23 protein-coding genes and 1 pseudogene are annotated in these 22,458 nt (G+C 64.7%); 7 read left to right on the top strand and 17 right to left on the bottom strand.

Going from position 1 to position 22,458, the window contains the following annotated elements:
• Complete coding sequence (locus tag G6N54_RS23205) at positions 1-984, bottom strand: LLM class F420-dependent oxidoreductase (RefSeq protein ID WP_163792375.1); 984 nt, start codon at positions 982-984, stop codon at positions 1-3.
• Between the two features lie 116 nt (positions 985-1,100).
• Between G6N54_RS23205 and G6N54_RS23200 the strand changes: the two genes are divergently transcribed.
• Positions 1,101-1,283: a hypothetical protein gene (locus G6N54_RS23200; protein WP_163792372.1), complete on the top strand. Its 183-nt coding sequence runs from the start codon at positions 1,101-1,103 to the stop codon at positions 1,281-1,283.
• A gap of 7 nt (positions 1,284-1,290) precedes the next feature.
• Here G6N54_RS23200 and G6N54_RS23195 read toward each other — a convergent pair whose 3' ends face one another.
• On the bottom strand, positions 1,291-1,827 hold the full coding sequence (locus G6N54_RS23195) for a TetR/AcrR family transcriptional regulator (RefSeq protein ID WP_163792369.1): 537 nt from the start codon (positions 1,825-1,827) through the stop codon (positions 1,291-1,293).
• A gap of 70 nt (positions 1,828-1,897) precedes the next feature.
• On the opposite strand from G6N54_RS23195, the gene G6N54_RS23190 reads away from it, so the two are divergent.
• The 3 genes from G6N54_RS23190 (at position 1,898) to G6N54_RS23180 (ending at position 6,341) form a co-directional block, all read left to right on the top strand.
• Entirely contained in the window at positions 1,898-3,100 is a 1,203-nt protein-coding gene (locus G6N54_RS23190) for an FAD-dependent monooxygenase (protein ID WP_163792367.1), read from the top strand.
• Positions 3,101-3,200: 100 nt separating this feature from the next.
• Entirely contained in the window at positions 3,201-4,208 is a 1,008-nt protein-coding gene (locus tag G6N54_RS23185) for an AraC family transcriptional regulator (protein ID WP_163792364.1), read from the top strand.
• Between the two features lie 588 nt (positions 4,209-4,796).
• Positions 4,797-6,341 carry a GMC family oxidoreductase gene (locus G6N54_RS23180; RefSeq protein WP_443677339.1) on the top strand — a complete coding sequence of 515 codons (1,545 nt, stop codon included), beginning with the start codon at positions 4,797-4,799 and terminating at the stop codon, positions 6,339-6,341.
• Between the two features lie 257 nt (positions 6,342-6,598).
• On the opposite strand, the gene G6N54_RS23175 is transcribed toward G6N54_RS23180, so the two are convergent.
• The 6 genes from G6N54_RS23175 to G6N54_RS23150 all read right to left on the bottom strand — a co-directional run bounded on the left by G6N54_RS23175 (position 6,599) and on the right by G6N54_RS23150 (position 11,862).
• Positions 6,599-6,925, bottom strand: coding sequence for a rhodanese-like domain-containing protein (locus G6N54_RS23175; protein WP_163792359.1), 327 nt, complete (start codon positions 6,923-6,925; stop codon positions 6,599-6,601).
• Positions 6,922-7,188 carry a hypothetical protein gene (locus tag G6N54_RS23170; protein ID WP_163792357.1) on the bottom strand — a complete coding sequence of 89 codons (267 nt, stop codon included), beginning with the start codon at positions 7,186-7,188 and terminating at the stop codon, positions 6,922-6,924. The genes G6N54_RS23175 and G6N54_RS23170 overlap by 4 nt, the downstream gene beginning before the upstream one ends.
• A complete protein-coding gene (locus G6N54_RS23165; RefSeq protein WP_163792355.1) occupies positions 7,185-7,640 on the bottom strand; it encodes a hypothetical protein in 456 nt (151 codons plus the stop codon). The genes G6N54_RS23170 and G6N54_RS23165 overlap by 4 nt, the downstream gene beginning before the upstream one ends.
• 9 nt (positions 7,641-7,649) lie before the next feature.
• Positions 7,650-8,078: a MarR family winged helix-turn-helix transcriptional regulator gene (locus tag G6N54_RS23160; RefSeq protein ID WP_163792352.1), complete on the bottom strand. Its 429-nt coding sequence runs from the start codon at positions 8,076-8,078 to the stop codon at positions 7,650-7,652.
• Positions 8,079-8,496: 418 nt separating this feature from the next.
• Positions 8,497-10,641 (bottom strand): 3-hydroxyacyl-CoA dehydrogenase NAD-binding domain-containing protein, encoded by a 2,145-nt coding sequence (locus tag G6N54_RS23155; RefSeq protein WP_163792349.1) that lies wholly within the window; start codon positions 10,639-10,641, stop codon positions 8,497-8,499.
• 9 nt (positions 10,642-10,650) lie between these two features.
• Complete coding sequence (locus tag G6N54_RS23150; RefSeq protein WP_163792346.1) at positions 10,651-11,862, bottom strand: acetyl-CoA C-acetyltransferase; 1,212 nt, start codon at positions 11,860-11,862, stop codon at positions 10,651-10,653.
• A 215-nt stretch (positions 11,863-12,077) separates the two neighbouring features.
• Between G6N54_RS23150 and G6N54_RS23145 the strand changes: the two genes are divergently transcribed.
• Positions 12,078-13,250 carry a pyridoxal phosphate-dependent aminotransferase gene (locus tag G6N54_RS23145; RefSeq protein ID WP_163792342.1) on the top strand — a complete coding sequence of 391 codons (1,173 nt, stop codon included), beginning with the start codon at positions 12,078-12,080 and terminating at the stop codon, positions 13,248-13,250.
• Here G6N54_RS23145 and G6N54_RS23140 read toward each other — a convergent pair.
• Genes G6N54_RS23140 through G6N54_RS23125 form a run of 4 tightly spaced genes read right to left on the bottom strand, consistent with a single transcriptional unit; the run spans position 13,237 to position 15,811 of the window.
• Entirely contained in the window at positions 13,237-13,689 is a 453-nt protein-coding gene (locus tag G6N54_RS23140; RefSeq protein ID WP_163792339.1) for an SRPBCC family protein, read from the bottom strand. The two genes, G6N54_RS23145 and G6N54_RS23140, sit on opposite strands and share 14 nt — an antisense overlap.
• Positions 13,690-13,718: 29 nt before the next feature.
• The gene (locus G6N54_RS23135) at positions 13,719-14,171 is read right to left on the bottom strand and encodes an SRPBCC family protein (RefSeq protein ID WP_163792336.1); all 453 of its coding nucleotides are present in this window, start codon (positions 14,169-14,171) and stop codon (positions 13,719-13,721) included.
• Positions 14,172-14,229: 58 nt separating this feature from the next.
• On the bottom strand, positions 14,230-15,363 hold the full coding sequence (locus G6N54_RS23130; RefSeq protein ID WP_163792333.1) for a CaiB/BaiF CoA transferase family protein: 1,134 nt from the start codon (positions 15,361-15,363) through the stop codon (positions 14,230-14,232).
• 4 nt (positions 15,364-15,367) lie between these two features.
• Positions 15,368-15,811: an SRPBCC family protein gene (locus G6N54_RS23125; RefSeq protein WP_163792328.1), complete on the bottom strand. Its 444-nt coding sequence runs from the start codon at positions 15,809-15,811 to the stop codon at positions 15,368-15,370.
• 65 nt (positions 15,812-15,876) lie between these two features.
• Here G6N54_RS23125 and G6N54_RS23120 point away from each other — a divergent pair, with 65 nt between their 5' ends.
• Positions 15,877-17,592, top strand: coding sequence for an alpha-keto acid decarboxylase family protein (locus G6N54_RS23120; RefSeq protein ID WP_163792325.1), 1,716 nt, complete (start codon positions 15,877-15,879; stop codon positions 17,590-17,592).
• Here G6N54_RS23120 and G6N54_RS23115 read toward each other — a convergent pair.
• The 5 genes and pseudogenes from G6N54_RS23115 to G6N54_RS23095 all read right to left on the bottom strand — a co-directional run bounded on the left by G6N54_RS23115 (position 17,539) and on the right by G6N54_RS23095 (position 21,594).
• The gene (locus G6N54_RS23115; protein ID WP_163792322.1) at positions 17,539-17,769 is read right to left on the bottom strand and encodes a (2Fe-2S)-binding protein; all 231 of its coding nucleotides are present in this window, start codon (positions 17,767-17,769) and stop codon (positions 17,539-17,541) included. The two genes, G6N54_RS23120 and G6N54_RS23115, sit on opposite strands and share 54 nt — an antisense overlap.
• A 16-nt stretch (positions 17,770-17,785) precedes the next feature.
• Positions 17,786-18,408 (bottom strand): annotated as a pseudogene (locus G6N54_RS23110) (fatty-acid--CoA ligase).
• Entirely contained in the window at positions 18,405-19,808 is a 1,404-nt protein-coding gene (locus G6N54_RS23105; protein ID WP_179969113.1) for a FadD3 family acyl-CoA ligase, read from the bottom strand. The pseudogene G6N54_RS23110 and the gene G6N54_RS23105 overlap by 4 nt, the downstream one beginning before the upstream one ends.
• An 85-nt stretch (positions 19,809-19,893) precedes the next feature.
• On the bottom strand, positions 19,894-21,084 hold the full coding sequence (locus G6N54_RS23100) for an amidohydrolase family protein (RefSeq protein ID WP_163792319.1): 1,191 nt from the start codon (positions 21,082-21,084) through the stop codon (positions 19,894-19,896).
• Positions 21,085-21,171: 87 nt separating this feature from the next.
• Positions 21,172-21,594 (bottom strand): lipoprotein LpqH, encoded by a 423-nt coding sequence (locus G6N54_RS23095; RefSeq protein WP_163792316.1) that lies wholly within the window; start codon positions 21,592-21,594, stop codon positions 21,172-21,174.
• Between the two features lie 107 nt (positions 21,595-21,701).
• On the opposite strand from G6N54_RS23095, the gene G6N54_RS23090 reads away from it, so the two are divergent.
• Positions 21,702-22,448 (top strand): enoyl-CoA hydratase/isomerase family protein, encoded by a 747-nt coding sequence (locus tag G6N54_RS23090; protein ID WP_163792313.1) that lies wholly within the window; start codon positions 21,702-21,704, stop codon positions 22,446-22,448.
• Positions 22,449-22,458: the final 10 nt, after the last annotated feature.

Genomic DNA, 22,458 nt, shown 5'->3' with positions numbered 1-22,458 from the left:
TTAGCTCAGGGCGGGGATGACTTCGCGCTCGAACAACTCGATACCGGAGCGGTCATACGCGGCCTCGGGGAAGTAGCAGATCGCGTATTCGCAACCGAGGTCACGGACCTTGGCGATCCGCTCGATCACTTGTTCGGTCGTGCCCGTTGCCCCCTCTGAACCGCCGGAGAGCATCGCATCGGCGGCCGTCTCGGGGACATAGCGGGAAATGCGCTCGCGTATCCGTTGCTTGCGGTCGTTGATGTCAGCCTCGGAGGTGCCGACGATCGCGCTGAAGTTGGCCGAGCGCACGATCGCGTCGAAGTCAGTGCCGAGGTTGCGGCAGTGCTCGGCAAGCACCTGCGACTTGTGCCTGAAGGCCTCGAGCTCCGGTGTGAAATTGGTGTACTGCGCGTACTGCGCCGCGATGCGCAGCGTCACCTTCTCGCCACCGCCGGCGATCCATAGCGGAATGCCGTTGTCCTGTAATGGTTTCGGCTCGACGATCGCGCCATCAACCTGGTAATGCTTGCCGTTGAAGCTGACCTTGCCGTCGCGCCAGGCGTCCCGCATGATCTGCACGCCTTCATCCAGCCGGCCCAGCCGCGCCCCCGCCGACGGGAATCCGTATCCGTAGGCCCGCCACTCGTGTTCGTACCAGCCGCCACCGATCCCCATCTGGATGCGGCCACCGGAAATGATGTCGGCGGTCGCCGCCACCTTGGCCAGGTAGACCGGATTGCGATAGCTCATGGCCGTGCACATTTGGCCGAGCTTGATGCGTGACGTCGTCGCCGCATAGGCCGCCATCAGTGACCAGGCCTCATGCGTGGCCTCACCCGTCGGCATCGGCACGGTGTGGAAGTGATCGTAGACCCACAGCGAGTCCCACGCGCCGTTGTCGGCGTAGGTGGCCAGGTCGCGCATCACCGCCCAGTGTTTTTCCGGTTCGATGTCGACGAGGTCCATCCGCCAGCCCTGCGGAATGAAAAGACCAAAGCGCATAGTCGAGGACTCTAGCCGCCGGCGGAACAGGCCGGAACGGCTTGGGAAGCTTCGTTCGCTCACAGCGGATCGCGATAGAGCACCCAGCCCGCAGCTGGCAACGGAGCGGTAAATGAATGCATCGCAAACAAGATCGTTCACCTGACATTGGCGGGGCGGCGACCGACGCGGATGGCCCCCGCATTGTCAACGTCGACAATGATGACGAGAACTTCGTCAACGACAACGGCCAGACATCGGGCGACATCTTCCAGCAGAACGCCCAGGACCAAAGCACCGCGAGCGGCGCGGGAACGTAGCCCGGCGTCACACGCCCAGCGCGGCCAGCGCGGCGTCGACAGCGCTAGCGCGCAGCGCGTCGTACGGCGTGTCCGGAAGCTGTAGGCAGCAGTCCTGGAGGCCACCGAAGGCCACCACCGCGCGGGTGGACTGTGCGAGTGTGGGTCGGCGGCCAAAGACTAACTTGCCCAACCGATCCCGCCAGGCCAGTACCTTGTCGATCAGTCCGAGGTCGGCCAGCATCGTCAATTCGGTGAGTACCAACACGATGTACTGACGGTGCCGATAGTGGAAATCGAAGTAGCCCTCCAGTAAGTCGCGGGCATGGATGTCGCGACGGCCTTCCTGCTCGGCGACGAACCGCTCGCCGTCTTCGATCAACGGCATCACGATGCTGCGCACCAGCTCTTCGCGCGAGGTGAAGTGGTAATACAGCGCGGGTTTGGTGATGCCCAACCGGTCAGCGATGTCCTGCAGGCTGGTCCGCTGCACGCCCAGCTGGAGGAACAAATCCCGGGCGACCTCTTGGATGCGCTGGCGGGTATCTGACCGCGGTCTCGTCACCGGAGAATTTTAGCTGACTTATCGATAGGTAAGTGCTATGTTAGGGTCGCCTAACTTCAAGGAGGTCGACATGCGCATTTTGATCTCGGGGGCGAGCATCTCTGGCCCCGTACTTGCGTACTGGCTGACTCGCCACGGATTCGACGTCACGATCGTCGAGCGCGCGACGCAATTACGTAAGACCGGTGGCCACGCCGTCGATCTGTTCCGCCCGGCCATGGAGATCTCGGCAAAGATGGGCGTGCTGCCGCAGATCGAGGCGCTCGCCACCGGCACGAACGAGCTGAGCATGTATCGCGAGGGCGTCAAGCGGCCGGCACGCGTCGACCTGAGCAAGGTCTTCGGCGCGTCATCCGATCGGCACGTCGAGATCATGCGCGACGACCTCAGCGAGGCCTATTACCGCGCCGGCTGCGATGACGTCGAATACCTCTTCGGCGACTCGATCACGTCCATCTCGGTGGACGGTGACGTCACCTTCGAGCACAACGAGCCACGTTCGTTCGACGTCGTCATCGGCGCCGACGGTCTGCACTCCAACGTGCACCGTCTGGCCTTCGGCGAGGATGCGGGACGCACCAGGTTCCTCGGTGGCTACCTGGCGGTGGAGTCGGTGCCGAAATCCCTTGCCCGCAATGGAGAAATGGCGGTGCACATGGGCGCCGGACGGATGGCGGGGATCTACACCGCGCATCCCCTTGACGACGCACGTGCGCTGTTCATGTTCCGCAGCAAGGAAGAATTCCAGATTCACTACCGAGATGCCCTGGGACAGAAGGAGTTATTGCGACGCAGATTCGCCGGGATGGATGCGGCGGTGGACTGTTGGGTCGCGGAGCTCGACCACACACCGACGTTCTACTTCGACTCGATCATCCAGCTGGAGTTGAACACTTGGTCACGCGGACGGGTCGCCCTGGTGGGCGACGCCGGGTACTGCCCCGGGCCGGCGGTCGGGGGCAGCACCAGCCTTGCGGTGATAGGCGCCTACGTGCTGGCGGGTGAATTGGCGCAAGCCAAAGGCGATTACCCGCACGCGTTCGCGTCCTACGAAAAAGCGATGGCCGACGCCGTCCGGCACAGTCGTGCCTTTGCCCGCACTGCCGCCAAGTCGATCGTGCCCACTTCCCGCGCCGGTGTGTGGGGGCTGACTCGTGCCGCACAGCTGATCTCGATGCTGCCCGCCGGTGTCAGCAGGGCCATCGCGAAGATGAACACCAACGGTGCCCGTCTGTACGACTCGATGGAGTACAAGGAGTATGCCGTCGTTTGACGTCGGTGACGACAGCGAACCCCGGTGCCCACGGTTAGTCCGTAGCCTGGTGTAAGAGCGCATTGGTTTTGACCGTCGCAGGGGGTGTAGGTCCGGCAGCATGCACGAACTCGTACGAGCGTCGGCGCTCACAAACTTTGAGGCCCTCGTCGAGGAACTCGGCGGATCCCCAGCAGCCCTCTTGCGTGCCGTTAGCCTGCACGACGCGCGGCCGGACGATCCCGATTCGTTCATTCCCCTACCCAGCTTGTCCGAGCTTCTCGAGCTCACCGCCCGCAAGCTCGACCGTCCCGACTTCGGGCTGCTATTGGCCAGCAGGCAACGGGTCGAGATTCTCGGTCCGCTCGCGCTGATCGCCCGCCACTCCGCCAGCGCATTGGCCGCGATGCATGACCTTGCGTATTACATGCCCTCGTACGCGCCGGCACTGAAGATCGACCTCACCGATATCGGTGGTGGGCTCAGTCGATATCGCCTGTCGATCCAGCTAGCAATGACGCGATCAGCGCAGATACTCGAACTTGGGATGGGTATCTCCTATTCGAATTTCAAGCTTCTGGCCGGCTCCGACTTCCGTCCCGTCGAAGTTGCGTTTCCCCATGCGGCGCAGGCAGCTCCGGCGACCTATCGAGCATATTTCGGGTGTCCCGTGCGGCTGGATGCGGACTTCTGCGGTCTTGACCTGCGAACCGACGACCTACGGCGGCCGCGTCCCAACACCGATCGCGAATTGCGACGAATTATCGCCCGCTACTTGGAAGATACGACGTCAGACGCCGACGAAGGGCTCGTACCTCAAGTCCGTTTGCTGATCTCAAGAATGCTGCCGGTTGGTCAAGCGACCTGGATAAATGTCTCTACACACCTCGGGTACAGCGGGCGAACACTGCAGCGCCGCCTCGCCGCCGAGGGCACCTCCTTTGAAGCGCTGCTCGATGAGGTACGGCGCGAGCGGGCCCAGCACTACCTCTCGAACACCGCGCTGTCGTTAGGCGAAATCGCTGCCACGCTGGGCTATTCGCAACAAAGTTGTTTGGCGCGTTCGGTGCGACGCTGGTTCGGCACTTCGCCGCGCGAGTTCCGTCGCGCCGGACTCGCCGCGGGATAGGCTCGCACCCGACCGCGTGCTGACAACAAGGTTGCGAGCCAGCCGAACCGTTTTCGCTCTTCATCTTCGAGTTCGCTCTTCATCTTCGAGCCCTCTGAGGGCGTCGCGGCGGTGGCGCGAAATGTCAAGAAAATGGCACGCGCTGTACAGCCGGCAGGTCCGGGGAGCCATACCTTGGTCGTCGTGGAAGTTCTCCCAGCCAGATTCGGCGGACGTCGAGATCCCCAGCGCCAGCGGACCTCGCCACGAAATCGTTGATTGAGGGAAGGTGTCGTGACGTGAACGTATTGCGCCTGACGCTCTTACAGTGGACTCCCCTGGTTAGCAGGCTGTCGGAATTCATGCTGGTACTGCTGACAACCCCAGCTCTGATAGGTATCGCCTTCTCTGCGAATCTCTCTATGGCACTGGCTATTTTGCCGTTGCTGCTCATCGCAGTCGCCGCGCACCGGTCAGTTGGACGACGCGAGTTCATCGAAGAACGCCCGGACATCACTGAGCGACACACGAGGATTGGCTAAGCGCATGAGTACATGCGATTCGCTCGACGTTGACTTTGAGGTGCGAGCACAGGAGAACCAGAGACGTTTGGCCACGGAGCTTCAGTCCGGATACGACTTCGTCGTTTGCGGCGCCGGCAGCTCCGGATCGGTTGTCGCCCGTCGCATCGCCGAGAATCCCTCGGCCACAGTACTTCTGTTGGAAGCGGGACCACCCGCGGACGCGGCCAGTGTCAGCGAGCCAAGCCTGTGGATCACCAATTTCGGCACCGAGCGCGATTGGGCTTTTACCGCCGAACCCAGCCCGCATGTCAACGGCCGACAACTACCGATGTCGATGGGTCGAGGCCTGGGCGGTGCGTCTTCCATCAATGCCATGATGTGGGTGCACGGACACCGAAGTGACTGGGATTTCTATGCATCCGAGTCGGGAGACCCGGCTTGGGGCCATGCAGCCGTGTTGGCAATCTTTCGCCGCATCGAGGACTGGCAGGGCGTTGCCGACCCGGATCATCGCGGACGTGGTGGCCTTGTCCATGTTGCCCCCATACCAGACCCCAGCCCTTGTGCCGCAGCGGCAGTCGAAGCGGCAAGCCGCATCGGCGCACCGTCATTCGCTAGCCTGAACGGCTTGATGATGGAGGCCAATGTTGGTGCGGCACTGAATGATATGCGTATCAAACAGGGTCGGCGCCAATCTGTTTTCGACTCCTACCTGTATCCGTACCTGGACCGCCCGAACCTCACCGTGCTGACCGGTGCGACAGTGCACAGGGTGATCATCAATCGACAGCGCGCCGTCGGCGTCGAGTTTTCCTTCCGGGAAGGAGTGCAACGGGTCGCCGTCAACGCTGAGGCCGTGCTGTCGATGGGTGCGATCAATACCCCGAAGGTTTTGATGCATTCCGGTGTTGGTGACGAGAGACAATTGCGATGCTTTGGGATTCCCATAGCACAGCACCTTCCCGGGGTGGGGATGAACTTTCAGGACCACATCGGTTTCACCTGCGTGTGGGAGTTACCCGAACCACGACCCGTCACCTTCTTGCCGGAGGCCAGCATGTACTGGAGGAGTGAGCCGACTATCGAACACCCCGACTTGTTCGCGACGTTTGGCGTGGCACCCCTGGCGAGTCCCGAAGTAGCTCTTCGCTATAGCCTGCCCCAGGCGGGATGGAATCTGTTCGGCGCCCTGGCCCGACCGGTGAGCCGCGGCACTGTGCAGTTGACGGGGCCCAAGCGCAGCGACCCCGTTCGCCTGGATGCCAATGTCCTGTCGCATCCCGATGACATGGCCGCGGCTAGGCGTTGTATACGTGCGTTGAGGGAAGTCGGTAGTGCACCGGAAATGCGGCCCTTCGTCAAGCGGGAAGCATTGCCGGGCAGTTTGACTGACTCCGACATGAATCACTTCCTACGCGACGCGGCGATGACATATTGGCACCGCAGCGGAACCGCCAAGATGGGCCGCGACCAGATGTCGGTGGTAGACGCAGATCTCGCGGTCTATGGGGTCGAAGGCTTGCGGGTCGCCGACGCCTCGATACTGCCACGGGTGACAACCGGTAACACCATGGCGCCCTGCGTGGTGATCGGTGAGCGCGCCGCCGACATCATCAAATCCAAATGCTGACCGTCTACCCGCAAGCTTTTCGCCGCGACGGGTTCTTCCGCATGCGCAGACTCGCGTATTCCAGGGCATTGGCCACATGCCGCAAGTCGAGTGTCCGGACGATTTTGCCAGGCTGCTAGCCGATTTCATCGCGTCATTGCCCCGCCGCAGCCGATCGGCGCGCGAGAGCAGCGCTTGCGCCGACTAAACGTAGCGGCGAATCCCCGGCGCGTGGTACTACCTCTTCGCGCGCCGAGCGACTTGGCGCGAGCCCGCGGCTACGTCAGCGATCCACCCGCGGCGCGCCAGTGGATGAGGCCACCGCTCATGTTGACTGCGTCAAAACCGTTCTCCACCAATACGTTCGCCGCTCCGCCAGACCTGATGCCGCCGGTACAGAAGGTGATGATCAGCCGATCGTCGGGAAGCTCGAGGCAGCGATCGCCCAATTTTTCGAGAGGCATATGCACCGCCGAAGGGATGTGCACCCGGTTCCATTCGAATTCTCGGCGAACATCGACGATTAGCGCGCCCTCTTCGACCAGGCGAATAGCCTCGGCCGCGGACACGGCGGGTGGTCTCCGCAGATAGTGCCGCAGGCTCATGTCGCGCGCGCCTCTCGCCGCACGTTGACCATCGTCAAGGGACCGCTCAGCACCGGGATGAGCGCGCCGATCCTGGTCCGCGCCGCAAGGTTGCGACCGAGCAGCGCGGTGACGGCCACCGTAAGGTAGATCGCGCCGTGCACCGGCCCCACGACGGTAGTGATCGTGTGGTCGTGCACGGTTGCGAGGTTGCCGAAAAGGACGATGACGCTGACCAGTTCGAGTGCCGAGAGGGCCGCGAGCGTCCGCAGTAACGCTCTCATGCGTACCTCGATCCGGGCCGCACGATCATCAACACCACCACGGCAGCCCACAGCAGGTTGAAGATCCCGGTCAGCATGCCGAGGCCGCGCAACTGGGCGCCCGAGTCCGGGTGCGCCAACACATCCCGTTGCCGCGGCGAGATCTGGAGGGCGAGCAGGCCTCCCGCGAACGCGGTGAGCACCATCGCGACGATGATCCAGACCTCGGTCACGCGCCCCTGAACGATGGCGAGTGTGAGGCCGACGATTGGGACTAGGAGCGCCAGCGTTCCGTATACGCGGGTGATGCGGTGCAGCAGTTGGGCGGTCTCGAAGCCCCGCTTCGCTGGTTGACCGCCCACCGGTAAGTCCGCCACTGGCGCGTACCGGGGAAACAGGCTGGTAGCCACGGCCACCGGGCCCACAAATAAGATGCCCGCCACGACGTGGACGGAGAGCAACAGGGATTTCACACCTTCAGTTTAACTGAAGGTTGTGGATCTCGACACAGCCCGGGCCACGTACACGCGCAACGCGTCGGTCAACTCGGGATGCTGGGCAGTGAACTCCGCGTCAAGCCGCGTCACGACCTCGGCGGCGCGCGCGAGCAGCGCCTCGCCCTCGGCAGTCACCGATAGCTGCGACGCGGATCCCGCGTGCGCGGTCCTGTCATCGACAAGTCCCGCAGCGACGAACGTAGCCACCGCGGCATGTGCGCTCTGCACGGTGATGCGAGACCGCCTCGCCAGCTCACTGAACGAGATGCCCGGGGTTCCGCGGATATGCCCCAGCAGGCCGTACTTCCGGGTGGTCAGCCCGAGCGGCTTGAGGGCCTCCCCAAACGCGGCTTCCCAGACCCGGCCCACCGTGAGCAGCGCAACGGTCGGGCTGAACGGCGGCGGCTGGGACATGGAGGCAGGCTACCGCCCCCGGCCTTGAACTCTGGTGTCCGCCGGAACGAGCGCGAGATGGACGGCGAGCAAGCCCCGGCGCGGTACTGCTGCTTTCAGCGCCGCGACACCTAATCCATTGCGACGACCCGCCATATCGCATCGCAACGGTTTAAGCCTCGGTGCGGATCGCCCAGACGCTAGGCCCAGCCGCCGGCCGCCTGCTGTGCCCGCACCCGTTCCGGGTAACGCCAACGCGGAATTGGCCGCGAACGTCAAACGCCAGACCAGGGTCAGCACCCGGTTGGTGCGCTTGAACGCGAGCCGGCGCTGCTTCGTTGCCGTCGGGGACGTCGAGCATCTGCATACTCTCCGGTCGGTGGTGCCGAACCCCCGACCGGAGAGTAGCTGAGATCACGCGCTAAAGCAGAAAACCGGGCTAGGTCAATGAATCCGGCGGCAGGAAGCGGTCGGCGTACTTAGCCGCCAGCTCACGCGCTCGAGCCACGAAGGCTTCCTTGCCCGTACCGCCCGCGCCGGAGTAGCCGACGATGAACTGCGCGCTACCACCGGTGTACGGCGGGAACCCGATGCCCATGATCGAGCCGATGTTGGCGTCGGCGGTCGACGTCAGCACGTTCTCGTCGAGGCACTTCTGGGTTTCCAGCGCCTCGGCGAACAACATCCGGTCGATCATGTCCTGCAGCGGCGGCTGCGACGAGCCGGACTTGAACGTCTCGCGCAGGCCCGGCCACAGGCGGGTGCGCTTGCCATCCTCGTACTCGTAGAAGCCCGCGCCCTTCAACCGCGACGGCCGGCCGAGTTCGATCATCTTCTCGACCACCGCCTCGGCGGGGTGCGGCTCGTACTTGCCGCCCGCGTCCTCGACGCCCTTGCGGCTGGCGACGGCGATCTTGTGCATCAGCTCCAGGTTGAGCTCGTCGGACAGCTGCAGCGGCGGCGCCGGGTAGCCGGCCTGCGAACCGGCGTGCTCGATGCTGGCGGGCTCCACGCCCTCACCGAGCATCGCGAGGGCTTCGTTCACGAACGTGCCGATCACCCGGCTGGTAAAGAAGCCGCGGCTGTCGTTGACGACGATCGGGGTCTTGCCGATCGCCAGTGTGTAGTCGAACACCCGGGCCAGCGCCTCGTCAGAAGTCTTCTCGCCCTTGATGATTTCGACCAGCGGCATCTTGTCGACCGGCGAGAAGAAGTGGATCCCGATGAAGTCCTCTTGCCGCTTCACGCCGGTCGCCAGACCGGTGATCGGCAGGGTCGAGGTGTTCGACCCGAGCAGCGCGTTGGGCTCGACGATGTCCTCGATCTCCTGGAATACCTTGTGCTTGAGGTCCTGGTTCTCGAAGACGGCCTCGATCACGAAGTCGACGCCCTTGAAATCGGCAGGGTCGGCGGACGGCGTGATCCGGGCCAGCAGCGCCTTGCTCTTCTCTTCGGTGGTCTTGCCACGCTGAAGTGCCTTGGCCTCAAGCTTTTCCGAGTAGTTCTTGCCCTTCGCGGCGGCCTCGATGGTGACGTCTTTGAGTACCACGTCGTAGCCGGCCTTGGCCGACACGTAGGCGATGCCCGCGCCCATCATGCCCGCACCGAGCACACCGATCTTGTTGATCTTGACCGGCTCGATGCCGTCGGGACGGGAGCCCCCGGAATTGATGTACTGCAGGTCGAAGAAGAACGCCTGGATCATGTTCTTGGCGACCTGACCGGTGACCAGAGAAGCGAAGTAGCGGCTCTCGATGCGGCTGGCCGTGTCGAAGTCGACCTGGGCGCCTTCGACCGCAGCGGCCAGAATCGCCCGGGGCGCCGGCATCGGCGCGCCCTTGAGCTGCTTGCGCAACAGCGCCGGGAAAGACGGCAAGATCGCGGCCAGCGCCGGGCTGGACGGGGTGCCGCCGGGCATCTTGTAGCCCTTGACATCCCACGGCTGGGTGTGCGAATCCGGGTTGGCCTTGATCCATGCCTTGGCCGCGGGCACCAGCTCCTCGACCGAGCCGACCAGCTCGTCGACGAGTCCGTTCTCCTTGGCTTGCGCCGGCTTGAACCGGGTGCCCTGCGACAGGATGTTCATGAACGCGTTCTGGATGCCGAACATCCGCACGGTGCGGGTCACCCCGCCGCCACCGGGCAGCAGCCCCAGCGTCACTTCGGGCAATCCGAGCTGACTTCCCTTGACATCGGCGGCGATCCGGTGATGACACGCGAGCGCGATCTCCAGGCCGCCGCCGAGTGCGGCGCCGTTGATGGCGGCCACCACCGGCTTGCCGAGGGTCTCCAGGGCCCGCAGGTCGCGCTTGACCGCCTCGACGGTGTCGAATGCCTCGCCGGCATCCTCGGGCCCGAGTTTGATCATGCCCTTGAGGTCACCGCCGGCGAAGAAGGTTTTCTTGGCGCTGGTGATCACCACACCGGTGATCGAATCCTTTTCAGCGACAAGCTTTTCCACCGCGTTGTGCATCGACTCGGCGTAGTGCTCGTTCATCACGTTGGCCGACCCAGTGGGGTCGTCCAGCGTCAGGGTGACGATGCCGTCGGCGTCCTTGTCCCACTGAATGGTGTTCTCTGCCATGCTCTTTCCTCAGACTCGCTCGATGATGGTCGCGACGCCCATGCCGCCGCCGATGCACAATGTGACGAGCGCACGGCGCGCGTTGCGGCGCTCCAGTTCGTCGACCATGGTGCCCAGGATCATGGCGCCGGTGGCGCCCAACGGGTGGCCCATCGCGATAGCGCCACCGTTGACGTTGAGAATCTCGTCGGGAATGTTGAGATCCTTCTGGAATTTCAGCACCACCGAGGCGAACGCCTCGTTGAGCTCGAACAGGTCGATGTCCTCAACCCTCAGACCCGCGCGGTCCAGCACCTTCCGAGTGGCCGGGGTCGGGCCGGTCAGCATGATCGTCGCGTCAGCGCCGCTGGTGGCGGTGGCCACGATACGCGCCCGCGGGGTCAAGCCCTGCGACTTGCCGGCGGCCTCGGAGCCGACGAGCACCAGCGCGGCGCCGTCGACGATGCCGGAGCTGTTGCCGCCCGTGTGGACGTGGTTGATCTTCTCGATCCAGTGGTACCTCTGCAGCGCCACGTCGTCGAAGCCACCCATCTCGCCGATGCCGTCGAACGCGGTCTTGAGCTTGCCCAGACCCTCGATGGTGGAGTCGGGCCGCATGTGCTCGTCGTGGTCCAGGATGACCAGCCCGTTCTGGTCCCTAACCGGGATCACGGACTTGGCGAAGTAACCGCCCGACCACGCCGCGGCCGCACGCTCCTGGCTGCGCAGCGCGTAGGCGTCGACGTCGTCGCGGCTGAAGCCCTCAATGGTGGCGATCAGATCCGCGCCGATGCCCTGCGGTGCGATGTAGTTGTCATAGGTGAACGGGACGTCGGTGAGCATGGCACCGCCGTCAGACCCCATGGGCACCCGGCTCATGGACTCAACGCCACCGGCCAAGACCAGGTCATCCCAGCCGGACCGTACCTTCTGCGCGGCGGTGTTGACGGCCTCGAGGCCCGACGCGCAAAACCGGTTGAGCTGCACGCCACCGACGGTGTCGGGCAGGCCCGCCGCCAGCACCGCGGTACGAGCGATGTCGGCACCCTGGTCACCAACGGGCGACACCACGCCCAGCACAACGTCGCTGATCAGATTTTCGTCCAGGTCGGGGAAGCGCCTGCGCAGCTCTTCGACCAGGCCGACCACCAGGTTCAGCGGCTTGACCTCGTTCAGCGATCCATTGCGTTGCTTCCCGCGTGGTGTGCGGATGGCTTCATAGACAAAAGCTTCTTCGGACATGTCGACTTCCTGTTCACAAATGGGGTTTCGGTCCGTCTATGTGCACCCTAACAGGGGCTCCCGGCCAACCTGTTGGTTGGCCAGCTGGTGCTGGTCGGCAACACTGGTCCGGATCCGCCCGAGTGAACGTCCAGCCGCACACTGGCTGCCGAACGTGCGTCTCGCCGCGCACTCGCGGCGAGAGGGATGACCCACCCCGCCTAAGCTCGACGACCATGACGGTGTCGCGATTGCGGCCCTACGCAACCACGGTGTTCGCCGAAATGTCGGCACAGGCCGCGCGGATCGGCGCGGTGAACCTGGGTCAGGGCTTTCCCGACGAAGACGGTCCCCCGGCGCTGCTGAAGGCCGCGCAGGACGCGATCGCCGACGGCGTCAACCAGTACCCGCCGGGGATCGGCATCGCGCCGCTGCGCCACGCGGTCGCCGCACAGCGCAAGCGGCATTTCGGCATCGAGTACGACCCCGACACCGAGGTGCTGGTGACGGTCGGCGCCACCGAGGCCATCGCGTCGGCAGTCATCGGCCTGGTCGAGCCCGGCTCGGAAGTGCTGCTGATCGAGCCCTTCTACGACTCCTACTCACCGGTGGTCGCGATGGCCGGCGCGCGGCGCGCCGCGGTGCCGCTGGTCGCCGACGGCCGCGGCTTCGCGCTGGACATCGACGCACTACGCCGGGCGGTGACGCCGGCGACCCGAGCGCTCATCGTCAACTCGCCGCACAACCCGACCGGCGCCGTGCTGAGCACGGCCGAACTGGAGGCCATCGCCGAGATCGCGGTCGCGGCGGATCTTTTGGTGATCACCGACGAGGTGTACGAACATCTGGTGTTCGACGAGCATCGACACCTGCCGCTAGCCGGTTTCGACGGCATGGCCGAACGCACCGTCACGATCTCCAGTGCGGCCAAGATGTTCAACTGCACCGGCTGGAAGATCGGATGGGCCTGCGGCCCAGCGAAACTCATCGCCGGGTTGCGTGCCGCGAAGCAGTATCTGACCTACGTCGGCGGTGCGCCGTTCCAGCCGGCGGTCGCGCTGGCGCTGGACACCGAGGACGCCTGGGTGGACGAGCTGCGGCGCTCGCTGCAGGCCAGACGCGACCGCCTGGCCGCGGGCCTCGCCGACATCGGCTTCGCGGTCCACGACAGCAACGGCAGCTATTTCCTGTGCGCCGACCCGCGCCCATTAGGCTTCGACGACAGCACGACGTTCTGCGCGGCATTACCGGAAAAGGTTGGCGTAGCGGCTATTCCGATGTCAGCCTTCTGCGACCCGGCCGCACCACATGCCGATCTGTGGAATCACTTGGTGCGCTTCACCTTTTGCAAGCGGGACGACACTCTTGACGAGGCGATCAGAAGGCTGTCCGCGCTCAAATCTGGGTAGCGTCCTCGTCGCCCATCACGCGCTTTCGCAGGCCCTCCAGCGCGGCGTTGAGGATCTTGTTGCCGGCCGAGCGCACCCAGAAACCCGGCAGCGGGACCCTGAGTTCGATCGTGAGGCTGAACCGTACCCGGGTCTTGTCGTCGCCCCCACGTTCCAGGTTGTACTCGCCATGCTGGGCATGCTGCTGAGAGGTCTTCTGCGCATCCCAGACCATCCAATCTGGGCCCCAGTAATATTCGACCATTTCGGTGTCGGCGATGCCACTGACTCTGATCGTCATCCGCACGTGGTGTGGCCGGCCGTCAGGATATCTGTCGATGACGTCGACCCGCTTGTGCAACGGAGACCACGAGGGCACGGCGTCCACGTCCGCCAGCGCCTCCATGATCACGTCCGGAGGCGCCTCAATGACAATTTGCGACGATGCGCGTATGGCCACTGCCTACCAAATTAGCAATAGACGCAGAATTACGTTGCCGTATGCGAACCGCCGCGCGTAACCAGATTCCGCAGCCCCTTCTCCGAGGCGTCGAGAATTTTCTCCATTGCACGCCGGACGACGAATCCGGGAAAGGGCCCCGCCGGTTCGACGGTGATATCGAAGCGCACCCGGGTCTTGTCGACGCCTTCGGGTTTCAGGTTGTACTCGACATGCTGGCCGTGCTGCTGTGCGGTTCCTTTCACGTCGTACACCACCCAGTCCGGGCCCCAGTGATATTCCAGGACCTCCTTGTCCACGAGGCCAAAAATCCGAATCGTGGTCTTCACATGGTGGGCGCGGCCGTCCGCATAGCGGTCGATTACTTCTATCCGCTTATGCAGCGGCGACCAGGATTCCAGCACGTTGACATCCTCGAGCGCCCCCATGACCACGTCGAGCGGCGCATCAACAATGAATTCACGCGATGCCTTTACAGCCACTGAACTCAACCTAGCAACCCCGTCCCGGGCGCGGGACGTGTTCGGAATAAGTAATTTGCTACCAGTTGATTTCGTCGAACGGCGTGGTGGCGGCCGGTGGCGGCCCGACCGGCCCGGCCGGTGTGCGGGAGAAACGCGGAGCGGGCGCGGCCTGCTCGACGCCGTGGGCGGTGATAACCGTCGACCGCGCGTTCAGATGGTCATCGGTGGCAGCCTCGCTCCAGGTGAGCACCGGCGTGACACAGGCGTCGGTGCCGGCGAAAACCTGGGTCCACTCGTCGCGCGTCCGGCTGGCGAACCGCTGCGCGAAGACCTCGTACATCTGTTGGTAGGAACCGGCTTCCAGCTGACCCGGTACGTCGTCGGGCGACAGACCGAGCCCGCGCAACAATGCCGCGAAGAACTGCGGCTCGATCGCGCCGACCGCCATGTACCCGCCGTCGGAGGTCTCATAGCACCGGTAGAACGGGGCGCCGCCGTCGAGCAGAAACGATTCGCGCTTGTCGCGCAGGCTGCCAATTCCCTTCATGGTCCACATCATTTGCGCGAGCACACTGACCCCGTCGACCATCGCCGCGTCGATCACCTGTCCCCGGCCCGACCGTTCCCGCTCGTAGAGCGCGGCGGCGATGCCGAGAAGCACCAGCATCGAACCGCCGCCGAAATCGGCGACCAGGTTCAGCGGCGGCATCGGCGGCCGGTCGGCGTAGCCCAACGCCGACAACGCGCCGGTCCGCGACAGGTAGTTGATGTCGTGCCCCGCGGTCGGGGCCAGCGGTCCGTCTTGCCCCCAGCCGGTGATCCGGGCGTAGATCAGCCGCGGGTTGACCGCCGCACAGTCGTCGGGTCCGATGCCGAGTCGCTCGCAGGTGCCCGGCCGGAAGCAGTCGAGCAGCACATCGGCTTTGGCGGCCAGCTCCAGCAGCGCCCCCGGCCGCGTCTTGACGTCCAGGTCCACGATCCGCTTGCCCCGGTGCAACAGGTCGCGGTCCTCGGCCGGCATCGTCGGAACTGCTTCGTGGCGACCCGCCTCGCCCGGCTTCGCCGCGCTTGCGATCGCCACGCCGCCGGGTCGGCGCACCCGCACCACGTCGGCACCCAGGTCGGCGAGCACCATCCCCGCGTGCGGCCCGGGTCCGATGCCGCCGAGTTCGATGACTTTGACCCCGGCCAACGGCCCTGCGCCGGTCACAGGGCTACCTACCCTTCTTCACCTGCAGCACCCGCTTGCGCAGGCCCTCGGTCCCGGTGTCGACCGTGCCCTTGATGGCGCGCTTCAATACGAACCCGGGTAGTGGCACCACCGGATCGACGCTGAGCTGGAACTTGACTTTCGTGGCGTCGCCGTCGGGTATCAGGGTGTAGGACGCATCCTGTGAGCGCTGCTGACCGGAGCTGACCAGCGTCCAGCTCACCTCGTTATCGCCCCAGGTGTAAGCGATCACCTGCTCGTCGGTGATACCCGCGGCTTTGACTTTCATCTTGACCTTGGCGGGCCGTCCGTCGGCGTCCCGCTCGAGAATCTCAACGCTCTGATGAGGCGGTGACCATTCGGGAGCCGACTCGAGATCGGCGATGACGTCGATGATCTCTTCGGGGCTGGCTTCGATAACAACTTCGCGGGTTTCCTTGATCGCCATGGCCCGCACGATAGCGAAGCGGCGTCCGGCCGGGAGCGAATTCGACCGAGCGTACCGTCGACTTCGTGACTGCTACCACGCCCGACGCCGGGGCCAGCCCCGCGGAGTCCGCCTACACCATCGGTGACTTTCTGTTGGACCGTCTCGCCGAGCTTGGCGTCTCCGAGATCTTCGGCGTCCCCGGCGACTACAACCTGGAATTCCTTGACCACATCGTCGCGCACCCGAGAATTCGCTGGGTGGGCAACGCCAACGAGTTGAACGCCGGCTATGCCGCCGACGGCTACGGACGGCTGCGCGGAATGGCAGCTGTGGTAACGACATTCGGCGTGGGTGAGCTCTCGGCGACCAATGCGATCGCCGGCAGCTTCGCCGAGCATGTGCCAGTCGTGCATATCGTCGGCGGCCCCTCCAAGGACGCCCAGGGAACCCGGCGGGCGTTGCACCATTCGCTCGGCGACGGCGACTTCGAGCATTTTTTCCGGATCAGCCGCGAAATCACCTGTGCGCAAGCCAATCTCATGCCGGCGACGGCGCGCCGGGAGATCGATCGGGTGCTGTCCGAGGTGCGTGAGCAGAAGCGGCCAGGCTACATACTGCTGTCCACCGATGTGGCGCGCTTCCCCACCGAACCCCCCGAAGCGCCGCTGCCCCGCTACACCGGCGGTACCAGCCCGCGTGCGCTGTCAATGTTCGTCGAGGCGGCCCGCGAACTTATCGGCGACAACCGGTTGACGGTGCTGGCGGACCTGCTGGTGCATCGGCTGCAGGCGGTCAAAGAGCTCGAGGCATTGCTGACCGCCGACGTGGTGCCCTACGCCACGCTGATGTGGGGAAAGAGCCTGCTCGACGAGAGCTCACCGAACTTCCTGGGGATCTACGCGGGTGCGGCCAGCGCGCCGCAGGTGCGTGCGGCGATCGAAGACGCGCCGGTGTTGGTCACCGCCGGCGTCGTGTTCACCGACATGGTCAGCGGCTTCTTCAGCCAGCACATCGACGCGACCCGGACCATCGACGTCGGGCAGTATCAGAGCAGTGTGGCCGGCGAGGTGTTCGCGCCGCTGGAAATGGGCGCCGCGCTCGGGGCGCTCGCCGAGATCCTGACCGGGCGCGGAATCAGTTCGCCACCGGTCAGTTCGGCAGCGGACCGACAGCCCGCAGTCGGGGCCCAAGCGCCCGCGCGCGATCAGCCTCTGACCCAGGAGATGGTTTGGGACCGACTGTGCGACGCGCTCACGCCTGGAAACGTGGTGCTCGCCGACCAAGGGACGTCCTTCTACGGGATGGCCGACCACCGGTTGCCCAAGGGGGTCACGTTCATCGGCCAACCCCTTTGGGGCTCAATCGGTTACACGCTGCCCGCGGCGCTTGGCGCGGCGGTCGCCCATCCGGACCGAAGGACGGTGCTGCTGATCGGTGACGGCGCCGCGCAACTGACCGTCCAGGAACTCGGGTCTTTCTTTCGCGAAGGACTCTCCCCGGTGATCGTGGTCGTCAACAACGACGGCTACACGGTCGAACGGGCTATCCACGGAGAGACCGCGCCCTACAACGACATCGCCAGCTGGAGTTGGACCGACATCCCCAACGCACTGGGTGTAGCCAATCACCTCGCCTACCGCGCGCAAACCTACGGCGAGCTCGACGACGCGCTGACCGCGGCCGCGGGCCATCAGGATCGCATGGTGCTCGTCGAGGTTGTCTTGCCCCGCATGGAGATTCCGCCGCTACTGGTCGAACTCGTGCAACCCATGTCGCCGGATGGCAGTAGGCGTCGCTGACTCGGGCTCCGGCCCGGGCGTCGATGATTTGAGTATCGCCTGAATGGTGCGGCGACACCGACCGCAGTCCGCCCCGGCCCCGCAGGCGTGGGCCACGGCTTTGGTCGTCGATGCCCCGGCCCGGACCACGTCGGTCACCGTGTGGCTGGTGACGCCGTTACACAGGCACACGAACATCGCGCGGTCGACTCGCTTATCCCTCGATACGCATGATGTTGGAGAACTGGCCGACGAACAGCGGTGGGTAGGGACCCTCGCCCGCGGCGGACATCCATTGGGCGGCGGCGTCGGGGTGATCGATCCACCGCCGCGCGCTTAGTTCATCGGGAAATTCCTGCAGGATCAATACCTCGTGGTCGTCGTCAAAAGCCCGGAATATCCATGTCTTTCGGATGCCGGCCGCAGCGAACCTGTCGATCGCCGAGCCGACATCGGCGGTCAGCGCCGACACATCGTCGACCGACGCGATGGCGGCCACCACGACCCCGGGGACTTCTGGGGTCGACGCGGACGCCGGAGTGAATCTGTCGATGATCTCGCCGGCGAAGACCGCGGGGATGTCCTCGACGCCCGCCTCGTCGAACCAGTCGAAGAAGACCCGCGATCGCAGCAACTCCACGATCGGCTCACGACTGTGCACACCGATCATCACCAGGACCCGGCCGTAGTCGTGCGTTGAGGTATGACCAGAACGTGATGCGCGCCGATGTCGGAGAGCGCCGCTCTGTTGTGTTCGAGCAGTGGCCACACCCGGCTCGGATCGGGCACGCGATAGTCCGACGCAATCACCATCGAGTGAATGTCGCCGTTAGTCATCGAAGTTGGTCCTTGACCACTTTCCCGGTCGCGTTGAGTGGAAGTGAATCAAGGAACTGTACCCCGCGCGGGACCTTGAATCCCGCCATGCGGTCACGGCACCAGCCGATCAACTCGTCGGCGGTGACATCGCCTTTGCGGACCACAAACGCTTTGCCCACCTGGCCCATCCGGTCGTCGGGGACGCCGATCACCGCCGCCTGCGCGACTGCCGGGTGATTGAGCAGGAAACCCTCGATCTCGGCGGGATAGGCGTTGAAACCGCCGACGATGAACATGTCCTTCTTGCGCCCGACGATGCGCAGTCGACCGGTCTCGGTGAAGCTGCCCAGGTCTCCGGTGTGCAGCCAGCCGTCGCCGTCGATCGCCTGCGCCGTGGCGGCGGGGTCGTCCAGGTAGCCCTGCATCACACCGTAGCCGCGGACCAGCACCTCGCCGTCGTCGGCGATGCGCACCTCGACCCCGTCGCACGGCACACCCGCGGTAGTGGCGACGTGCTCGAACGAATCGCCGGGCAGCGACAGGGTGACGTTGCCGGCCTCGGTGAGCCCGTAACCGGTCATCAGCGTCTGGAACGGCAGCTCGTCATGGATGCGACGGACCAGCTCGACCGGGATGTCGGCGGCACCGGTGACGCCGGCCCGCAACGTCGACAGCTTCGACTTGTCGGCGACCGTCAGCAGCGAGTGGTACAACGTCGGCGGCCCGGGAAGCATCGTAATATGCTCGCGTGCAATAAGATCCACGACGGTGTCGACATCGAACACCGCGACCGGCAGCATCGTCGCGCCGCGCAGAAAGGACGTGACCAGTCCCGCCTTCAGGCCGAAGGTGTGGAAGTACGGGTTGATCTGCAAGTAGCGGTCACCCTCGCGCAGATCCGCGAGCGTCGCCCACTCCTCGTACATCCTCAGCGTTTGGCGATGATTCATCATCGCACCCTTCGGGCGCCCGGTCGTGCCCGAGGTGAAGATGATGTCCGAGATATCGCTGCCGTTGACGTCACGCTCGAACGGCGCACCGCTGGAAAGGAAATCGGACTTCAGATCGATGACAGGAGTCCCCGCGGGTGCGGTGTAGTCCTGGCCCAGAAATCCCTTCTGCACCAGGACGGCTTTGACGCCACTGCGCGCGATGATGTCGCCCGCTTCCTCCGTCTTGAACCGCGTGTTGACCGGCACCAGCACACCGCCGGCGGTGAGTAGCCCGAACGCCGCGACGATCCACTCCGCCGAGTTGGGTGCCCAGACGGCGACTCGGTCGCCCTTGCCAACCCCGAACTCAGCGAATGCACCTGCGGCACAACGGATTCGCTCGACAACTTGAGCGAATGTCAAGCGCAGCGGACCGTCTACGACGGCTTCGGCATCGCCAAAGCGGTCCGCCGCGCTCAAGACCATCTCGGGGATGGTCTGCCAGGTTGGCTCAGGCCTGATTGCCCGCCTCCTCCTCAGACCGCAGCGCGGTCTGCATCGTCACCGGGCGCTACACCGTGACGAGTCGAGCGAGGTTGCCGCCCATGATCTTCGCCTGGTCGTCGGCCGACAGGTGCGACAGCGCCTCGATGTAATAGGTCGGCTCAGCCAGCCCCTCGGGATGCGGCCAATCCGAGCCGTACAGCACCTGATCCACACCGACGAGGTTGACCAAATCGTCGATGCCGTCCTCGAAGAACGGGCTGACGTGAATGCGGCTCTTGACCATCTCGACCGGATCGCTCGGGAAAGCCTCCGGGGCCTTGCGGAAGACCTCGGCCAGGCCGTCCAACAGCGGGGTCATCCACTTCGAACCGGCCTCCACGATCGCGACCTTCAGCTTCGGGTGGCGGTAGAGCGCGCCGTGAATCACCCACGACCCCACCGAGTCCTGGATCGGCCGCCACTCATTGAGGATGCCCATCGCGTTGGTCTGGAACGGCAGCATCTCCTGGTCGGCACCGTCCCATTCGGAGGTGTACCGGGAGTAGCCGCTGTCGCTCGAGTGCATGCCGACCAGTACGTCGTGCTCGACGACCCGCTCCCAGAACGGGTCGAACTCGGGCACCGCGAACGAACGCGGGCCACGAAAGCCGGGAACCGGCGCCGGGCGGACCAGGATGGCACGGGCACCGCGCTTGACCGCCCACTCGAGCTCCTCGATCGCCTTCTCGACGATCGGCAGGGTGATGACCGGGGTGGTGAAGATCCGGTTCTGGTAGTTGAAGCCCCAGACCTCATCGAGCCACTCGTTCAGCGCGTGGACAAGTACGTGGATGGCGAGCGGGTCGTCACGCAGCCGCTCCTCGAGGAGGCTGGCCAGGGTCGGGAACATCAGCGTCTTGTCCAGGCCCAGCTCGTTCATCGTCTCCAGGCGTGGGCCCGGTTCGAAGAACGCGGGGATTGCGCGCATCGGCTCGCCGAACAACTCGCGCTTGGTCTTGCCATCCGGGTTGCCGTACTTGAAGTACTCCTCCCAGGCACCCGGACGAGCGACGACCTCGAAGGTCGGGTTGGGAATGTAGTTGCTGATCTGGCCGCGGATCGCGATCTTGGTCCGCCCGTTGATCTGCACGTACTGGACGTAGTCCTTGTACTCCTTGGGCAGGAACTTGGTCAGCGCCTCCGGCGGCTCGTAGAGGTGATTGTCGGCATCAAAAATCGGAAACGGGACGTCGACCCGGTGAGACAATTGGCCCATGAGATCCTCCTTCGCAATTTGCGAGAATAATATTCTCTACAAGTCCGCTAGGCAAACCTGCACCCAGGGGTGATCGCGACTCGCGGGTCAGCAGGTGACGATGATTTTGAAAGTCGCCGAAGCCGCTACGTTGGGCTTGTCGGTCTTGAAACCGTTTGCGGTGCCGGTGATCGTGAACTTGTCCCCGGTCATGCTCATGTCGGCAGCGGGACCGTCGCCCCGGGCGTACATCCCGGTGAACCCGCCCAGATTTTGGATGCGCACCGACTCGGCCGACGGCGGATGCGCGCCCTGGTCGATGATGATCTTGGCCCCGGCAAACTTGCCGCCGATATCGATCGTGCGCGTCCACTGAATTTGCCCGCACTGCACGACGTGGAAATTCGCGTCGTCACCGTTGACCGTCACGGATGCCGAGCCGGAGATCTGTGTGGGGGGTCGCGACGTGCAGGCCCCGAGGCCGGCCACTGCGAGCACCGCGGCGGCCGCCACGACGATTCCATTCTGCACTGGGCCACCTCATATCCTTGCTGACAAACCATTCAGCCTGCAGCGATGATGCTATTCTCGCTGCACGAGAATGCCAATATCGACGGCTCTTCGAGGAGCAAATACGAATGCTGGATTTGGAGCTCGACAACGGGTTGGCGGTACTCACCATCGATCGCCCCCACGCGCGCAACGCCATCGCGCTCGACACCATGGACCAGTTGGAGAAGGCACTCGACACGGCGGCGGGCGCTCAGGCCCTGGTGATCACGGGCGCCGGGGACAAGGCCTTCGTGTCCGGCGGTGACCTCAAGGAGCTCGCCGCGCTGCGGACCCTCGAGGAAGCAACCGCGATGGCAAAGCGGATGCGGGCCATCTGCGACCAGCTGGCGAACTTTCCCGCACCAGTGATCGCCGCCCTCAACGGCCACGCCTTCGGCGGCGGAGCCGAGGTGGCCGTCGCCGCCGACATCCGGGTTGCCGCAAGCGATATCAAGATCGCGTTCAACCAGGCGACACTGGAAATCATGCCGGCCTGGGGCGGTGCGGAGAGACTGGCGGCGCTGGTCGGAAAAGGCAGAGCACTTCTGTTGGCGGGCAGCGGAAAAACCGTGGACGCCGCCGAGGCCGAGCGAATGGGGTTGGTGGACGTGGTGTTACCGCGCGCCTCGTTCGAAGAGGGCTGGCGCGCGATTGCCGCCTCGCTCGCCCACCAGCCGGCCGCCGAGATAAAACGCGTAATCAGCGGTGTTTCGCCTGATGAGGCGATAGCATCCTTTGCACGGTTGTGGGTTGCCGAGGCGCACTGGCAGGCCGCAGAGCGGGTAATGAATCGAAACGCCAAGCCGCCGGCGGCGGGCGGAGGAGCGTCATGAGAACGAACGC

The sequence above is a fragment of the Mycobacterium stomatepiae genome, assembly GCF_010731715.1.
GTDB lineage: Bacteria > Actinomycetota > Actinomycetes > Mycobacteriales > Mycobacteriaceae > Mycobacterium > Mycobacterium stomatepiae.
This window is presented reverse-complemented; position numbering and strand designations above follow the sequence as displayed.